The organism is Methylomonas sp. TEB (genome assembly GCF_047777895.1).
GTDB lineage: Bacteria > Pseudomonadota > Gammaproteobacteria > Methylococcales > Methylomonadaceae > Methylomonas.
In genome coordinates, this window is the sequence record NZ_CP180476.1 from 857069 (window position 1) to 873959 (window position 16891).

13 protein-coding genes are annotated in these 16891 nt (G+C 54.0%); 3 read left to right on the forward strand and 10 right to left on the reverse strand.

Annotation, left to right across the window (positions count from 1 at the left end; genetic code table 11):
• The first annotated feature begins 388 nt into the window (after positions 1-388).
• Positions 389-2167 carry a choice-of-anchor Q domain-containing protein gene (locus ACMXD4_RS03860; RefSeq protein ID WP_415879917.1) on the forward strand — a complete coding sequence of 593 codons (1779 nt, stop codon included), beginning with the start codon at positions 389-391 and terminating at the stop codon, positions 2165-2167.
• Positions 2168-2340: 173 nt separating this feature from the next.
• On the opposite strand, the gene ACMXD4_RS03865 is transcribed toward ACMXD4_RS03860, so the two are convergent.
• The 3 genes from ACMXD4_RS03865 to ACMXD4_RS03875 form a co-directional block, all read right to left on the reverse strand.
• Positions 2341-3042: a hypothetical protein gene (locus ACMXD4_RS03865; protein ID WP_415879918.1), complete on the reverse strand. Its 702-nt coding sequence runs from the start codon at positions 3040-3042 to the stop codon at positions 2341-2343.
• 115 nt (positions 3043-3157) lie between these two features.
• The gene (gene vapC / locus ACMXD4_RS03870) at positions 3158-3574 is read right to left on the reverse strand and encodes a type II toxin-antitoxin system tRNA(fMet)-specific endonuclease VapC (protein ID WP_415879919.1); all 417 of its coding nucleotides are present in this window, start codon (positions 3572-3574) and stop codon (positions 3158-3160) included.
• Entirely contained in the window at positions 3574-3804 is a 231-nt protein-coding gene (locus ACMXD4_RS03875) for an antitoxin (RefSeq protein ID WP_415879920.1), read from the reverse strand. Before ACMXD4_RS03875 ends, vapC begins: the two co-directional genes overlap by 1 nt.
• A gap of 100 nt (positions 3805-3904) precedes the next feature.
• Here ACMXD4_RS03875 and ACMXD4_RS03880 point away from each other — a divergent pair, with 100 nt between their 5' ends.
• Positions 3905-4549 (forward strand): metallophosphoesterase family protein, encoded by a 645-nt coding sequence (locus ACMXD4_RS03880; RefSeq protein WP_415879921.1) that lies wholly within the window; start codon positions 3905-3907, stop codon positions 4547-4549.
• A gap of 12 nt (positions 4550-4561) precedes the next feature.
• Here ACMXD4_RS03880 and ACMXD4_RS03885 read toward each other — a convergent pair whose 3' ends face one another.
• The 7 genes from ACMXD4_RS03885 to ACMXD4_RS03915 all read right to left on the reverse strand — a co-directional run bounded on the left by ACMXD4_RS03885 (position 4562) and on the right by ACMXD4_RS03915 (position 14977).
• Positions 4562-4948, reverse strand: coding sequence for a type II toxin-antitoxin system VapC family toxin (locus ACMXD4_RS03885; RefSeq protein WP_415879922.1), 387 nt, complete (start codon positions 4946-4948; stop codon positions 4562-4564).
• Positions 4932-5189 (reverse strand): type II toxin-antitoxin system Phd/YefM family antitoxin, encoded by a 258-nt coding sequence (locus ACMXD4_RS03890; RefSeq protein WP_415879923.1) that lies wholly within the window; start codon positions 5187-5189, stop codon positions 4932-4934. The genes ACMXD4_RS03885 and ACMXD4_RS03890 overlap by 17 nt, the downstream gene beginning before the upstream one ends.
• Before the next feature lie 138 nt (positions 5190-5327).
• On the reverse strand, positions 5328-5951 hold the full coding sequence (locus tag ACMXD4_RS03895; protein WP_415879924.1) for an inorganic pyrophosphatase: 624 nt from the start codon (positions 5949-5951) through the stop codon (positions 5328-5330).
• A gap of 133 nt (positions 5952-6084) precedes the next feature.
• Positions 6085-7143 carry a hypothetical protein gene (locus ACMXD4_RS03900; RefSeq protein WP_415879925.1) on the reverse strand — a complete coding sequence of 353 codons (1059 nt, stop codon included), beginning with the start codon at positions 7141-7143 and terminating at the stop codon, positions 6085-6087.
• A gap of 100 nt (positions 7144-7243) precedes the next feature.
• Positions 7244-11386, reverse strand: coding sequence for an EAL domain-containing protein (locus ACMXD4_RS03905; protein WP_415879926.1), 4143 nt, complete (start codon positions 11384-11386; stop codon positions 7244-7246).
• A gap of 167 nt (positions 11387-11553) precedes the next feature.
• A complete protein-coding gene (locus ACMXD4_RS03910; protein WP_033156089.1) occupies positions 11554-12435 on the reverse strand; it encodes a transglutaminase family protein in 882 nt (293 codons plus the stop codon).
• 10 nt (positions 12436-12445) lie between these two features.
• On the reverse strand, positions 12446-14977 hold the full coding sequence (locus tag ACMXD4_RS03915) for a circularly permuted type 2 ATP-grasp protein (RefSeq protein ID WP_415879927.1): 2532 nt from the start codon (positions 14975-14977) through the stop codon (positions 12446-12448).
• Between the two features lie 458 nt (positions 14978-15435).
• On the opposite strand from ACMXD4_RS03915, the gene ACMXD4_RS03920 reads away from it, so the two are divergent.
• Positions 15436-16890: a circularly permuted type 2 ATP-grasp protein gene (locus ACMXD4_RS03920; protein WP_171696534.1), complete on the forward strand. Its 1455-nt coding sequence runs from the start codon at positions 15436-15438 to the stop codon at positions 16888-16890.
• Position 16891: the final 1 nt, after the last annotated feature.

The window sequence follows — 16891 nt, forward strand, 5'->3', positions numbered from 1 at the left end:
TTTATTAATCTGGCCATTAAATCTCCGGTGCTCGTCATGACCGCAAAAGCCGGAGCCATTCAGAATACGCAAAGAAACCTCGGTAGCAACTGAGCTTCAGTCTGCGCGGGAGTAGCGATCTTTAAGGGCTAGGTGAAATTTTTAATCCGTGTTGAACCTTTGCTAATCTCCGGTGATTTACGAGGTAATTGCCCTGCACGAAATGGCTGGTGTTAATCTGATCCCGCCAGTATGGCTTTACTATGCAAGGGTATGCTCTCTATTCAATTGGTTGACGCATAAATGGCAACACGCGAATAAGTTAAAAACAATTACCCCCATAAACAGTGCCGATTGATCGGCCACCAATAGCCTTGTTCCAAGGCAAACCAAGCACCAAAGGATTTATATGAATAGTTCTAAAATCAGTCCATCCCGCAATTGCATGGCCTTGGCTGTGTTGTCCGCGCTGGTAGGTTCGCCCGCCTGGGCCAGCACCATTAACGTTACCAATTTATTGGATGTGGCAGCAGTGGCGGACGGCAGTTGCACTCTGCGCGAAGCGGTGGCCAATGCCAACAGCGATAGCGATACCACGGGCGGCGATTGCCCGGCCGGGACCGGTGCAGACATCATCACCTTTGGCGTCAATGGTACCACCGTGTTGAGCAGCACCCTGACTATCAGCGATGCCGATGGCCTAACGCTGGACAGCTTAGGCCGCAGCGTCACGATAAGTGGCGGTAACGCCGTGCGCGTGCTTTGGGTGACACCCGGCGCGGGTTTGACGTTAAAGAATTTGACCGTCGCCAATGGTTATGCGGACCCGCAGGGTGGCGGCGTTTATAACCAATTCGGTAGCCTTACGGTGCTGAATAGCACCTTCGTTGGTAATACCGCCACCCGCACCGGCGGCGGCATCGCCAACTACTCGGATACCACGCTGGCCAATCCCGGCGGCAATCTGACGGTGGTTAACAGTACCTTCTCCGGCAACCGTTCGGTTTTCGGCGGCGCGATTAGAAACTCCGGTATCTCGGCCAACATCACGAACAGCACCATCGTCGGCAACAGCGTGCAGTTGCCGGTTTGCCCGCCGGGCTTTTTTTGTTCGCTGGAAGACAACGGCGGCGGTATCGAAAACCTGGGTACTCTAAATCTCCATAACAGCATTGTCGCCGGTAATACGGCGGCGGTGGGTGATGCCGACATCGGCGGTTCTCCAACCACCGCCAGTTACAACTTGATCGGCTTTCCCGCCAACCTGTTTTACCGATGGAACGGGGTTGACCCGATAGTGCCGGTACACGGCAGCAACGGCAATATCACCGGCGTGGATGCCAGCACTTTGGTGGAAACTACTTTGGCTAACCACGGTGGTCCGACTCAAACCTTGGCATTGATCCCCGGCAGCGGTGCCATCGATGCGGCCGATAAGCTATTGTGCGCAACTGCGCCGGTAAACAATGTCGATCAACGCGGCTTGGCTCGTCCGCAAGGCCCGCAATGCGATATTGGTGCTTTTGAATTAGCGTCTGCGCCAGCGGCGGATTTGGCCGTCAGCGGCACGGTAAGCGCGGCGATGGTGCGCGACAGCCTGACCTGGACCATTGTTGTTAAGAATAACGGCACAGCCGATGCTACAGGTGTGACGTTAATCGATACTTTGCCAGCCTCTGGTTTATCCTCAATCTCTGCAACCACATCACAAGGCAGTTGCAGTGCTCCGTCCAGCGGTAAGATTACTTGTCGTTTGGGTGGTCTGGCTAACACCGCCAGCGCTACTGTCACCGTCAAAGCCATTCCTACCGCTGCGCTTACGTTGAGCAATCAAGTGACTGTGCTTGCCGATCAAACCGACGGCCAGCCGCTCAACAACAGCGCCGTGCAAACGGTCGCGGTTCAGCCGCTATTGTGCAACGGTCTGGTGCCCACCATCGTCGGCACTCCAGGTGCAGATACTTTATTCGGTACGAAACGCCGAGACGTTATCCACGGCCTGAGCGGTAACGACACCATAAGCGGCGGCGCAGATAATGATGTCATCTGCGGTGGCCTAGGCCAGGACACACTGAAAGGCGACGCCGGCAACGACACCCTGAACGGCGAAGCGGGTACGGATAGCTGCGACGGTGGCGCCGGTACCGATACCGCAGCCAATTGCGAGGCTAAAACGGGTATTCCTTAAGTCGTACCGGATTTTTAACCCGGCCCTTACCGTTCGCGGTGAGTTTAGTTAGGGGCACACTAGCCAGGGCTTCGACAAGCTCAGCCCGAACGGCATACCTGTAATAAGTTGGGGCTGGGTTAAAACAACGGGAAATCCTGCTCAAACCCACAAAGCCGGCTGCTTGTACCGGCTTATTTTTTGGGTATCGCCGGATGCCGATTACCCAAATGATCTATATCGTCCAGGCTCATAATCGGCGAATACATCAGATCGTTAATGTCGCTGGAGCGCTCCCATCCTAAAACCATTTGACCGATGGCGCGTTTGGTCATTTTAACGAAGCGCGATTCGAGATGCTGGCGGCTACCGGGCGAATTTTCCGGTTCCGGGTGCATGCGCGCGGCGGAAACCACCGAACAGCGGCAAACCTTGTCGTGATAGGAAAACTGGAAACGAAAATTCCGGGCGCGGCTGTTGATGTCGCGGTTGGTCAGAAAAATAAAATAGGTGTTGCTGTCCGCTTCCGGCAAACGTTGCATCACGGTTTTAGCCTGTTCGAAGATGTCTTCTGCCGCGAATTGTTGGCTGCCCGGCATCGGCATCAGGCCTTGCGTGCCCATCGCCACCGTGCCCTTAACCCACAGGCCGAATTCCTTACTCAAATCCCTGCCGATTTGCGCCGCAATATCTTCCGAGAAATCGTTTAACGGAATCAGATAGACATTTACGGGGCCGGTTTTTTCGGTGGCGGTCGATGGGTAAAGAGAGGCGGTCGATATGGATTTTGGCGTTGGAGCCGGGTCGGCGACGACTAATGGTTGGGTATATCGAGAGCTTGTTGTGCAGGCGGCGAAAGTAGCCAACAAAATTATTGCTATTGATAAATGTTTCATTCGGGTTGTCCTGAGCTCATATAAGTTGAATAGGATGAACGAAAATTAGTCAATAGACGCTGGATGATGTTTGGAGCCCAGACTAAACCATTGCCTGAGGCGCTTGCTTAGGTGTTCAGCCTGATGAGTTTACCCAGTTGTCTACTTGCAACCCCGGCACTCGCACAAATTCGCGTTCGTTGTTGGTGACCAAAATCCATCCTTCCGATCTGGCGTGAGCCGCCAACCATAAATCGTTATTACCGATGGGCTGCCCGATCTTTTGCAGCGCCGCACGTATCTGTCCGTAATGCTCGCCAGCTGCTTCCGGCAAGCCATATACCGGAATCAAACCGGTAAGTTCGTTAATGCCGGCTAACGCCCTTTCCCTGGCCTGACTTTTCTCCGCGCCGAATCGCAGTTCGCCCAAGGTAATCACCGACATCGCCAATTCATCCGCAGCGTGACGGGCAAAACGCTCGCGCACTTCTGGCGGATTGTACTTGGCGATATAAATGCAAATATTGGTATCGAGCAGATAACGGACGCTCATCAAAGCGCCTCACGATCCTGGGGCGGCGTATCTTCACGGCCGTCGCTCATAAAGTCGTCGGGCAATGCTGCTAAGGCGTCGAATATCGCGGCGGCGTTGGCGGGCGTTTCCCGCAATACGATTTCATCGCCCCGGCGGAAAATTTCCACTCGGTCAGTATTGAAGCGAAATTCCTTGGGTAGCCGCACTGCCTGGCTATTGCCGGATTGGAAAATACGGGCATAGGTCATAGGGCACTCCATATGTAAAATGTAGTTACGTGAAGTATATACGTTTTCCGGTTAGTGTAAATGACCTGGATGAGTTTGGCTGAGCTCACGGCTAACTTCTTTGACGGATCAAAATGTCTCGCAAACTGACCGGTTGCACCTTTCCGATTTCCATGGCCGCGAACGTGATGGCTGGGATTCACGACAAATCACCGACGCACTTGTCTGTGATTTGAAGCAAATGCAAATAGAACATGGTTTGCGTCCAGACCTTATATTTTTCACTGGCGATTTGGTTTTCGGGGCAGTTTCGGGCGAAAGCATGGACGACCAATACCTGCTAGTCCGTGATTTTCTGGACGCTATTCGCAAGGCTTTTATTCCAGAAATTCCAATTCGCAGTCTTTATTTGGTACCTGGCAATCATGATGTAGATCGAAACGAAATTACTCCAGATCAAACAGCATGGATACGCCAACCAAATCTCAAACTCGACGATGTAATTACGATGATGAGGGATGAAAATAAGCAATGGCAAAGGTTTATGGAAAGGCTGTTGAATTATCGGAACTTTCTTACCAGTTATAACCTTTTACATCTCTTACCTGGCAATCCTCACTTGATTTGGACTGATGCTTTGGAGATACACAATACTCGTGTTGGTATCGCTGGATTAAACTCCGCTTGGTCCCTAGGCGGATTCAAAATTGCATTGAGATTAGCAGGTAGTCCAGAAATGCTTCCGTATATTCATGCCAAAAAATAAAGTTTTTGAGTATCAAACTAACCTGACCGGCCCCGGATATTTTGCAACCAGCGTATCGGCAGTTAAAAGCGTTATGCCTTCTACGTTGGCTTGCGCAACCAGGATGCGGTCGAAAGGGTCTTTGTGGATGGGCGGTAGACTTTCGATGAAAACCGCGTGATCGCTGCCGATGGGGATTTCGGTATAGCCGTTGTCCAGCAAACCGCGCCGCAGCACTCTTGCGTCTACTTGAAAATCATCACGGCCGAGGCCGTGTTTGATGGCGATTTCCCAGAGGCTGGCGGCACTGAAAAATAGCTGGTTTTGTATATCTTCCAGCATCCGGCGAGCTTGTTCAGGTAGCAAATTTGGGGAGCCAGCCGCCCAAAGCAGCAGATGGGTATCAAGCAGCAGTTTCATCGTCAGTGCCGAATAACTGCGCAATGTCTTCACTGCCCATTCTGTCGAAATCGTCAGGCACTTTGATATATCCGCTCAGGAACCCCAAGCGTCGGACTTGATCGCCCGTTGGGCTGTCCAGCGCGGAAACCTTGACGAGCTGTTTACCAGCCTTGGCAATCACGAACGGTTCGCCTTTCGCAGCTTGTTCAACCAATCGAGATAAGTGAGTTTTTGCTTCGTGGATGTTGACGGTTTGCACGATGACCTCCAGTAAACTAAGTTAACTTGGTTTAGTCTATCATGGGTCTGTGCGGCTTGTCGTTAGAGGAGCCTGGAAAATGTATTAATCAGCCTGGACGCGCCGCAAACGACTCGGCGCACCCATTCCCAAAAAACGCTACTCGTCGTCCTGGCAGCCAAAATGATATTGGTAATCCGCCATTGCGCGCCTGATGACCTCGTGAGCTTCCTCGCGGCCGTAGACGTGGGTGATTTCGCAGATACTTTTTTCGCTGGGTAGGTGTTTGTAAGTCAGGAAGTAGTGCTTCAATCGGTTGATATACGACTCCGGGCAGTCGGAGACGTCGCGCCATTGCCGGTAGAATTCGTCGCCTTTCATCACCGCGATGATTTTGTCGTCGGCCTCGCCGCCGTCCAGTAAACGGAATCCGCCGATCGGGATGGCCTGCAACAGAATGTCGCCGTGGGTAACGCTACGTTCGCTCAATACGCATATATCCAGCGGGTCGCCGTCGCCCTTGCTGACCGGTTTGCCGGATTGAGTGGCGGCGTATTCGGCGATCTTTTCCGCGCAATAACTGCGGGGAATGAAGCCGTACAGAGTCGGAATCATGTTGGAGAATTTTTGCGGCCGGTCGATTTTCAGATAGCCGCTGTCTTTGTCGATTTCATATTTCACCGTGTCGGACGGCACGATTTCTATGAAGGCGGTGACGATGTCCGGGGTGTTATTGCCGGGATGGATGCCATGCCAAGGGTGGGCTTTGTGTTTAATATTCATCGAGGATTTTAGGCTTGGGGGAATAAAGTTATAGGGATATTTACCAGAATGGGGGCAATGTGCAAGCCAATCAAGCTTAATGCCTGAATTTGATTGGGCTTGCGTTACGATTCCTTGCGTTTGTTTATCGAAATTACTCTTCGGCGGCGACAGGCGCGGGTTTAAGTTTCATGTCTTTATTCAAGCGTTGCAGGCGCTTGATCATCTCTTTTTTCATCTGTTCGCGGCCTATCGAGTGCTTAAGGCTGCTGCCCATGCCGGCGACTTGATCGGTGGAGCTGCGGATGGAATAAAACACCAGCGTGCCGTCCTTATAGGGCAAGCCGCCCGCCACCACGTGGCTGGAATTGTAGGAGTGGCCGACGTAAAACTGCCGGGAAACCACAATGCCGCCGCCTTCGCCGATGGCGATTACTCGGTGATTAAGCACGGCGGTGGGACGGTCTTCCACGCGCCGATTCAGCCACAAAAACTGTTCGCTGGCATTGGCCGGTAACGCGGCAGGGTAGTTCAACCAGGCTTGTTGCAGTTCCGGGAAATATCGCGCCCAGGCTTTGCTGTTCACGGCGTCGTTGCGTAGTTCCGCAGCCGGGTCGGCTGTGCCGCCGTCGCGGCTGTAAGGGGCAATGCCGGCCAGGCCGCTTTTTTTATAGGCTTGCAGGCGTTGCAGTAAAAATTCGCGGTATTTTTGGTTGGCGGTTTTCAGTATGGTTTTGTTGTCGGCGTCTTCCAGTCCGGCTTGCAGGCTTTTCAAACTATCCAGTTCGGCTTTGGAGAGGTTGAATTCGTCGCCCGGCTTCGCTTCCAGAAAGGCCTTGGCTTCGTCAAGCTGCTTCTCGGTAAACGCGAACTTCTTAAAACTGTCGACGCTGGCGTTGTTATCGAGCATGCCGGTGGCGACGATGTCGCTCTCGCCGGCATTGAGCTTGCCTTTTTTGATGTAATCGGCCAGTTGCGGTAAACCCACCGGCAAGATCATCGCCACGCCTATGGCAAGTTCCTTTTGGCTGGTTTCGCTGACATCGTAACCGACGATTTCGCCGCGTTCCAGTTGCGGGATTTGCGTGGCGCTTATGCCAAAGTTTTGCAGGGCTTGTTGCGGGCTGGGCGCGTCCTGGGCGCGAGCCGGTTGGCAAACCAGGACGGCGGCGCTCAATAAAATGGCGGGTAAAGAGGGGTTGTCGATTCGCATAAAAACTCCGTTTTTGATAGGCATTCGTGTGGGTAGTATGAGGCTTTGGTTGATGATTGCCGAAAGCGTTCATTCCGGAAACTGTTGTGCATCGCTCCGCTTATTTGTCCGAACCGAACAATTTGGAAATGCTGGAGTCGCCGCGTCCGGCCGGTTTCGCCGGCGTTGTAGGTGTTGCTGACGGCGGTGTAGGTCTCTGATCATCCTTGCTGAAAAGTTGCACAAATTCAGGCGCGGGCAGCGGTTTGGAAAACAGATAGCCTTGGCCGTAATCGCAGCGGGCGGCGCTTAGTAATTCCAATTGCTGCAGGGTTTCAATGCCTTCGGCTATTACTTTCAAGCCCAGTTTATGCGCCATCACGATGATCGCTTCGCATAGCGCCAGATCGCTGGAGTCGGCTTCCAAATTGCGTACAAAGCTCTGATCGATCTTCAGGTAATCGATGTCGAATTTTTTCAGGTAAGACAAGGACGAATAGCCGGTGCCGAAATCGTCGATAGCCACCTGAATGCCGGCATCGCGGTAGGCAAATAAATGGTCGCGGACAGTATTGTCCGCGTCCAGCAACAAGCTTTCGGTAATTTCGATGACGACGCATTGGCCGGATAAGCCCAGCTCCTGCAGGTAGTCTATCCATTTGTTGTCGCCAAGATCGCTGCGCGTAAATTGTATCGGCGACTTGTTAATACCCATTTGTAAATCCGGGCGATATTGGGTGCGCCACTCGGCGACCTGTTTTGCGGCCCTCCGAAATACCCAATCGCCAATATCGACTATCAAGCCGGTTTCTTCCGCCAACGGAATAAATTCGGCTGGGCTGATCATGCCGCGCGTGGGATGTTGCCAGCGGATCAGCGCTTCTGTTTTATGCAGTCTGCCGCTGCTCAGTTCGACTATCGGCTGATAAAATACGCGAAACTCCTGATTGGTCAACGCTTGGCGCAGATCGCTGGTCAGGCGCATCCGGTTTTGCGCGGTTTGCTCCATCTCGCTGGTAAAGAAATTGTAGCGGTTGCGGCCTTGTTGCTTGGCGGAATACATGGCCTGATCGGCGTTCTTGATTAATTGCTCGGCTTCCAGCGCGTCTTGCGGATAGAAGGTGATGCCGATGCTGACCGAAATGTAGGCTAATTCCTCGCCTAAACGAAATGGTTCGGCAAGCTGGTGCAGGATGGCTTGCGCGACCCGGTCTATATTGGTTTCCGAGTCCAACTCGCCCAGGATGATGGTGAACTCGTCGCCACCGAGCCGAGCCACCGTATCCACATTGCGTACGCAAGCCAGTATGCGCCGCGCCGTTTCCTGCAGCAAAATGTCGCCCATGCCGTGGCCCAGGGTGTCGTTAATTTCCTTGAAACGGTCCAGATCCAGCAGCATGACCGCCAGACTGTTTTTGTCGCGCTGGGCTTTTTTGATTTCCTGGTTCAAGCGATCCTGGAACATGCGCCGGTTGGCCAAATCGGTGAGCGGGTCGAAATTGGCTTGGCGCCAGATGGTTTGTTCGACATGTTTCTGCTCGGTAATTTCCGAGAACATCGCCACCCGGCGCTCTACTTCGCCGTGTTCGCCGTAGATGGTGTTGATCACTAGCCATTCTTGGTAAATATCGCCGTTTTTGCGTTTATTCCAAATTTCGCCTTGCCAGTGGCCGGTTTGTAACAGCGAGTGCCACATGGTCTGATAAAAATCCGGATCGTGGCGGCCCGATTTCAGAATGTCGGTGGACTTCCCTATCGCGTCTTCCGCGGTATAGCCGGTCAGGCGGGTAAACGCTTCGTTAATCGCGATGATGCGGTTGTCGGTGTCCGCGACCATCACCGCTTCGCCGATGGCTTGGTAAATCATCGCCATCAACTGCATTTCATGTTCTAGCCGCTTGCGTTCGCTGATGTCCAAAACGGATACGAGTATGTAACGCCGGTTGTCTATATCGATAGGTGTCAAACTGATTTCGACCGGAAATTCCGTGCCGTCGCCGCGTATTGCGGTTAGGGAGCGGCTGGCGCTCATCGGCCGGGCTTTGTTCTCTTGTAAAAATTGCGCGCGCTGTTCCGGGTGTTTGGCGCGGGCCCGTTCCGGTACCAGCGCTTCGACACTCAGACCTATCAACTCATCCAGCGTGTAGATAAATGCTTTCGCGGCGGGCGGGTTGGCGAGTTTGATGAGGCCGTTTTCGCCAACTAAAAACGTGGCTTCCGGCGAACCATCGACAATCTTGGACAATTGCAGCCATTGCAGCTGTTTGCGTTCGGTAATGTCGGTTTGGGTGCCGATCATGCGCAAAGCCTTGCCCTGGACATCGCGGCTGATCACCAGACCGCGCGTTAAAATCCAGCGCCATTGGTTATCGCCGTGCTTTACGCGGTGTTCGTTGCTGAAGCGTGAGCTGCGATTTTCCAGATGCGTTTGCAAGTCGGCCATCATCCGGGCGCTGTCTTCCGGGTGTATCGTAGCTTCCCAATTCCGGTAATCGTTGTCTCGGTCTTGTTCGCTGAAATTCAGAATCTCCATACAGCGTGGCGACAGAAACACTTTACCGTTGGTCAAATCCCAATCCCAGACGCCGTCACCGCCGCTTTCCAGCGCAAATTTCCAGCGCAATTCGCTTTCCTGCAATAATTTTTCCGATAGCTTGCGCTCGCTGATGTCCGTGGAAATGCCGCATACCGCGTAGATTTCGCCTTGCCCATTACGTAGCGGAAACTTATGCGACAAATACGTATGAATATTACCGTCTTGATGGGTGATCTTTTCTTCAAAAATCTGTGCCTGGCCGCTATTAGCGACCTCTAAATCGTTTTTCCACAGGAGTTCGGTGTCGTCGCCCGGAAATAAGTCGATATCCCGTTTGCCTCTGACAGTCTTATTGTCAACCGCGAACAGTTTTTCAAATTGGCGGTTGATCAGCAGGTATTGGCCTTGCAGATCTTTGCTGTAAATCACCGTGGGGGTATTGTCCAGGATGCTTTGAAACCGCAATTCGCTGACCGACAGGGATTTGCCGAACTCAACGTTCAAGGATTCGTCTTTAACCAGTTCGATAACGCCGACAATCCGTTCCTGGTCGTCTCGTATGGGCATTTGCATCGAACTGATCCAGCGGCCGTCGCCTGCGGTAAACGGGGTTTGATAGACCGTTTCGCCTTGCAACGCCTTTTGAATGCCGTCAGGAATTGGTGTTTGCGCCAGCCAGGGAAATATTTCAACAGGGTATTTTCCCAGGCAAGCGGCTTGCGGCCATCCCGTCAGGGTTTCCATATAACGGTTCCAGAGTTCGATACGGCCCTGCAGATCGTAAACAATCACGCCTTCCTGGACTGAACGCAGAATGTGTTTGTTGAAATCGCCTAGGGCTTTGCTGAATTGTTCTGAGCGCTGGTAGCGCTCGATAGCCAGCGCCAGGGAAATGCCGACGCTGGACAGTACCAGCAAAAAAGACCATTGCAGCAATAGCCCGGTCTCACTGCTGTCGGCTGCAAAAAAGCCTACCTGAAAAATCGCACCGAATATGCTTTGCAGCATGACCATGCTGATTAGTAACAAGGTGCCATGCAAGCCAAAGTAGAGTGCGCCGTAAACCAGAAAAGCGAACATATAAAATGCTTTGCCGTAGTGGCCAAGATGCCACGGCCACTCCAGGAAAATCATTTGTCCCGCCAGAAACGCCGTTGTGACATAAAGCAACGCGCGCCAAACTTGATATGGGTTCCAGTCAAAACTTGGCGGCTGCCGCCAGACCAAAATTAGCGGCGTGACAATCGCAATACCCAAGACGTCGCCCATCCACCAATGCGCTAGACTGATCGGCCATTGCTGCGCCGTTATTGCGTTGAAATGTAACAGAACTAAGGAACCCACTATGGCCGCAATGACCGAAGCCAAGGCGCCGGCAAACAGGATGCGTAAGTAGTCTTGCGGCTGTTGCAGTTTGCGAATCTCGCCCAGCAGATAGCAGCCGACAAGTGCTTCCACGGTATTGCCGCAAGCGATAGGCAAGGCTTGCTCCAGCGGGTTGCCTGCCCACAAATTGCCAAGTAATGCGCCCAGAAACACGCCGGGCCACAGTTTTTTACCGCCGAGCAGCAAGGCTGCCAGTGCGATGCCGCCAGGCGGCCAGATGACGGATATTACGTGATTGGCGGCGAAAAACATCAACACCAGTTTGGCAACCAGCGCGTAGGCGACGGCCAAGCCGATAAGGTGGACTAGTGCTGCGGTGGAAAAGGTCGAAAAACGGCGCAAGAGATTACCTTGATGTATTGAAAGCAGGTGAAGGGACAAGCCCAATATCTTGGTTTATCTCACGAAATGCAAGGTTTTGTCACGGGCTAAGTACGGGGATTTTCGGGCATTCCTAACGGATGAAACGTGGTTTTATGCGGGTGATTTTCTTCGGTATCCGGTTAGGGTTACGCGCCCAGGTTTTCCACTTCCACCGCCACTTTCAATTCGTGGTTCTGGCCGCCGAAAATCACCCCTTTCAAGGGCGTAACATCGCTATAGTCCCGGCCCCAGGCGACGATGATGTGCCTGTCCCCCGGCAATTGGTTGTTGGTAGGGTCAAAGTCCATCCAGCCCAGATCCGGTAAATACACCGAGAACCAGGCGTGCGAGGCGTCGGCGCCCACCAGTTTTTTCTTGCCGGGCGGCGGCAGGGTTTCGATATAACCGCTGACGTAGCGGGCCGCCAGGCCTTGCGAGCGGATGCAGCCTATGGCCAGGTGGGCGAAATCCTGGCAGACGCCGCGCCGATGTTCCAGTACGGTGGTCAGCGGGGTGGCCAGGTTGGTGAATTCCGGGTCGAAGGTAAAATCGCGGTGAATGCGTTGCATCAGATCGTGTATCGCTTCAATCAGCGCCTTGCCGGGTGTGAATGAGGCTTGAGCGTAAGCGGCCAGCTCGGCGTCGGCGGCGATGAACGGCGAATCCAAGGCAAATTGCCGGGCCTCCAGTAGTGGTTCGCTTCTGTCGTTCCAGAGCGCTTCCTTGACCAGTTCCCAGCTCATGCCGTGGCTGAAATCCAACTGCACCGGTTGCGGAAAAATCTGTACTTCGCTGCTGGCGGTGACCACAAACTCCCGATGCGGCTCCCTAATCGAAAACCAGGCCACTTGATTGCCGAAAAAATCGGTACGGGTCCGATAGTCGCAGGGCAAGGGGGTGATTTTCAGTTGTGAGCTGAGCAGTTGCTGATTCGGGCAGGGGCGCGGCTGCATCCGCACTTCGTTGTAAGACAAGCCCACCGGTTGTTGGTAACGGTAGGTAGTGGTATGGGTAACCCGATAACGCATGGTGACTCCCTTAGGACAGCGATTGCGGCGCGTCCCCGTGGCGGAAATAATTGGCGGTCAAAGTATCGGACAACGCGGCCAATAGGGCGTAAATCTTGCTGAGCTGTTGGTCCAGCGCTTCGCGAATCCCGGATTCCGAGACGCTCAATAAGTCTTCGATATTGGCGATATTCAGCAGACAACTAGCCTCTAATAGCAAGCGCTCTTCGGCGCTAATCCGGCGGGTACTGGGTTCGCGCGGCAGTTTGCCGACATGCTCCTGCAAACGGGCGATTTGATAGGCCAGTGAGCGGGGATTGTTGGGGTCCATCAGCAGCAGTTCCAAAAACGAGGCTAACTCCAGGTTGCTACGATAATGTTGGCGGTAGCAAATCAGGTTGTCGCTGGTATCCAGCAGGGATTCCAGCAAGCGGGTTTCCGCCGCTTCGCTTTGCGGCATCGCAAACGCTGTTCTCAATACCGATACCAACTGCAAGCCGCGCTCCAGGCGCCGGCCGATGTCCAGAAACAGCCAGCCGTTGCCGCGTGTCATGCTCTCCATCACCAGGCCGCTGAAGGCGGAGAGCGTGGTGATCAGCTGATCCATTTGCTCCTGCATCGACCACAAACCGATTTTGCCCAGGCGGCGCGCTTCGGAAACCTGTTCCTCTATTTCGTCAATGACCCGCCAGGTATCCGACGACCATAAATCGCGTACCGCATAACCGGATTGGGTCATCCTGTTTACCGTGTTGGCCAGGCTGCCTGCCCGGCTTTCGTCGGCGACCACTGCCAGTAATTCGGCTTCCGGCGACTGCAACAAACTTTCGTTATCCTCGGCAAAAAAACCGGGGTAGGTGCCGGTCATGCTGGTGACGCAACGCAGCAGGGTTTCCAGGCTGAGCTGATAGTCCGGGCTATCGCGGTCAGGGTTGCTGAACAGTTTTTTGATTGTGGCGCGCAACAAGCGTACGCCGCCTTCCGCGCGTTCCGCGTTGCGGCCCACCCAAAAAATATTGTCCGCCGCGCGGCTGGGAAGGGCATTGCCGTGGCCTGCCAAACTGGCGCTGCGCTTGGCCGGAATGGCCGGATGTTGGGGCTCGGTAGCGACCACCCAGGTATCTTTACTGATGCCGCCGGTTTGGTTGCTGATCATCATGTTGCCATATTGCGGTGCGCTGCGACTCAAGCCGCCAGGCATCAGCGTATAACCGTCCGCCCGCGCCACCATGAAGCAGCGCAGCACGGTTTGGCGCGGTTCGTAGCCACCCGCGACCAGCGCCGGCACGGTGGAAAAGCTCTCGTATTCCTGGCCGACGTAAAGCGCCGGGCGGGCCTTGATGCGCGCGCGCCAATCAGCGAGTTGTGCACGGCTCAGCTGATGGCCGAACACCGAACGTTCGCCGGGTTTGCGGTAGATCGGCTTGATGACCAGGCGTTCCAGATTGGCGAGGACGTAATTTAACTCACGGGCTTGGCCGCACCACCAGGTGGCGATCGAATTTAGCTTTAGGGTTTGGCCCAGGAAGTATTTGGCGATGCCCGGCAGGAACGGCATGATGCCGGGATTTTCCAATATGCCGCTACCTAGCGGGTTGGCAATCGCCACATTGCCGCGCCTGACCACTTCCAACAGGCCGGGGACGCCTAGCCGCGAATCTTCGCGCAGTTCCAGCGGGTCGCAGTAATTGTCGTCAACCCGACGCAAGATCACATCCACCCGCTGCAAGCCGACCAGCGATTTCAGCCAGACATAGCCGTCGCGAATCGTCAGGTCGTCGCCCTGTACCAGCGGGTAACCCAGATAGGAGGCCAAATAGGCGTGTTCGAAGAAAGTTTCGTTCAGTGGGCCGGGGGTCAGGACCACTACACGCGGGGTGTCGGCGTCGCCGGGGGCGACGGCATTCAGGCCGGCGCGCAGGGATTGAAAGAAACGCGCCAGGCGGTGCACGTGAGTGTCGCGGAACAAGCTGGGCAACACCCGTGACATGGCCAAGCGGTTTTCCAACGCATAACCGGCGCCGGATGGCGCTTGCGTACGATCACCCAGCACCCACATTTTTTTGTCCGGGCCGCGGGCCAGGTCGGCGGCGCACAATACCAACTGATGCTGGCCGGGCAAGCTAACTTGATCACAAACGCGCAGAAAGCCGCCGTGGTTGTAGATCAGTTCCAGCGGCAGCAGGTTTTTCTTGATGAGCTGGCGCGGGCCGTACAGGTCGGCCAAAATCAGATTCAACAGTTCGGCGCGTTGCAGCAGTCCGGCCTCAATGTCGAACCACTCGTCGCCGGAAAGCAATAGCGGTATCGGGTCGAGTTGCCAGGGGCGGTTGATACCATCCGGGTCGTCATAAACGTTGTAGGTGACGCCGTTTTCGCGCAGCAGTCTTAGCGCTTCCTGGTGGCGTTCGCCGACTTCGCGGGGGCCAAGCTGTTGCAACGCCTGCATCAGGTGGGCCCAATGCGGTCTAACCCGGCCCGTCTCGTCCAGCATTTCGTCGTGGGCCCCCTTATCGAGGCGGTATCCCGGCGCGAAAGCTTCTGGTGTGCTTAAGGTTTTCATAGGTTTAGTTTGCCGGTTTACCGGGTATAGCGCAATTGATCAAAGCTAATCTCGTTTTTTTTATGTTTTCTAAGCTGGTTTTTATTGCAGATGCCGATTCTGACGAGACTTTGGATGAATGCGTAGTCCAAGAGACCCGCAAAAAGTATGCCGTTACGATCAGAAAGAGCGGAGTGCGGCATAGACCTTTTGGATTCGGTGGCTCCGCCTAGAGTCGCTCAATATAGAGCATTGGATTGGCTTCAAGCTTCTGAACTAAAGGGTATTTGCCAGTGCTAAGGCACGATAAGTCGGTCACGGCCGAGCAAGTGATAGCCGTAGGCGCGCAACTTGGCATTGCTATTGCTTTATATCGGGTAAATCATTAGAACCGGTTTGCGTTGAAATGGTGCGGTCGTTTTTGCACCAATTCCGCGCGGACTTGCACCATAAAAGCAAATATCACGGATGCATACAGCATGGTTACTTCGACAATTTGGGCGGATTACAGCGCCGATAAGGCTTACGACGAGATGATTGCTGCGGGCGGCAAGCCACGTGATACCTGCGCCAGTTTGAGTCAATACTTACAATCTTTGGGCATGGATGCAATTAAGGGCCGGTTGTCGGCGGCGGAGGCGGCCATCATGGAGATGGGCATCACCTTCACCGTCTACAGCGACGAAGGCAATATCGATAGAGCTTGGCCTTTCGACATCATTCCGCGGCTGATCGATTTTCAGGAATGGCAAGCAGTGGAAGCAGGTCTGAAACAGCGTCTGAAAGCTTTGAATTGCTTTATCAACGATGTTTATAACCAGCAGCAGATTATAAAAGACGGTTTGGTGCCGGCTGATCTGATCAACAGTTCCAGCAATTTTCGTAAGGAATGTTTGGGCATGCAGCCCAAATTCGGTACTTGGGCCAATATCTGCGGCAGCGATCTGGTGCGGGCTGGCGACGGCAAGCTGTATGTGCTGGAAGACAATTTGCGGGTGCCATCCGGCGTGTCGTACATGATCGAAAACCGGGTAATTACCAAACGGATCTTTCCGGAGTTATTGGAAAATCTGAATATCTTACCAGTGGACGATTATCCGACCCAGTTGTTCGAAATGCTGGCGTCACTGGCACCGGATACCGATGACACCCCGCAAATTGCCGTCTTGACGCCCGGTATCTACAACTCGGCCTATTTCGAACATGCGTTCCTGGCGCAGCAAATGGGTGCGGAATTGGTGGAAGGCGGCGACTTGCTGGTCAAGGACGACGATTGCGTTTATATGCGTACCATCAAGGGTTTGGAAAAAGTCGATGTGATTTATCGGCGCATCGACGATCTGTTTCTCGACCCTGAAGTCTTTCATAAGGATTCGGTATTGGGCGTGAAGGGCTTGATGCGGGCCTGGAAAGCCGGCAATGTGGCGCTGGCTAATGCGCCAGGCGCCGGGGTAGCGGACGACAAAGTGGTGTATGCCTATGTGCCTGAAATGATTCGCTATTATCTGAATGAAGAGCCGATTTTGCCGAACGTGCCGACTTATCTCTGTAGCGATCCAGAACAATGCGCCTACGTGCTGGCGCATTTGCCGGAGTTGGTAGTTAAGCCGGCCAACGAGTCCGGCGGCTATGGCATGTTGGTCGGCCCGCACGCCAGCCAAAAGGAAATCAAGCAATTTCATAAGCTGATTAAAAACAATCCGCGTAATTACATCGCCCAGCCAACTTTGGCTTTATCAACCTGCCCGACCTTGTGCGGTGATAGTCTGGAGCCCAGGCACATCGACTTGCGCCCCTTCATCCTGCAAGGTGAGAACAGCTTTGTCACCGCTGGCGGCTTGACCCGCGTGGCGCTCAGGGCCGGTTCGCTGGTGGTGAATTCATCGCAGGGCGGCGGCAGTAAAGACACTTGGATTATCAACAGGGAGCAATAAG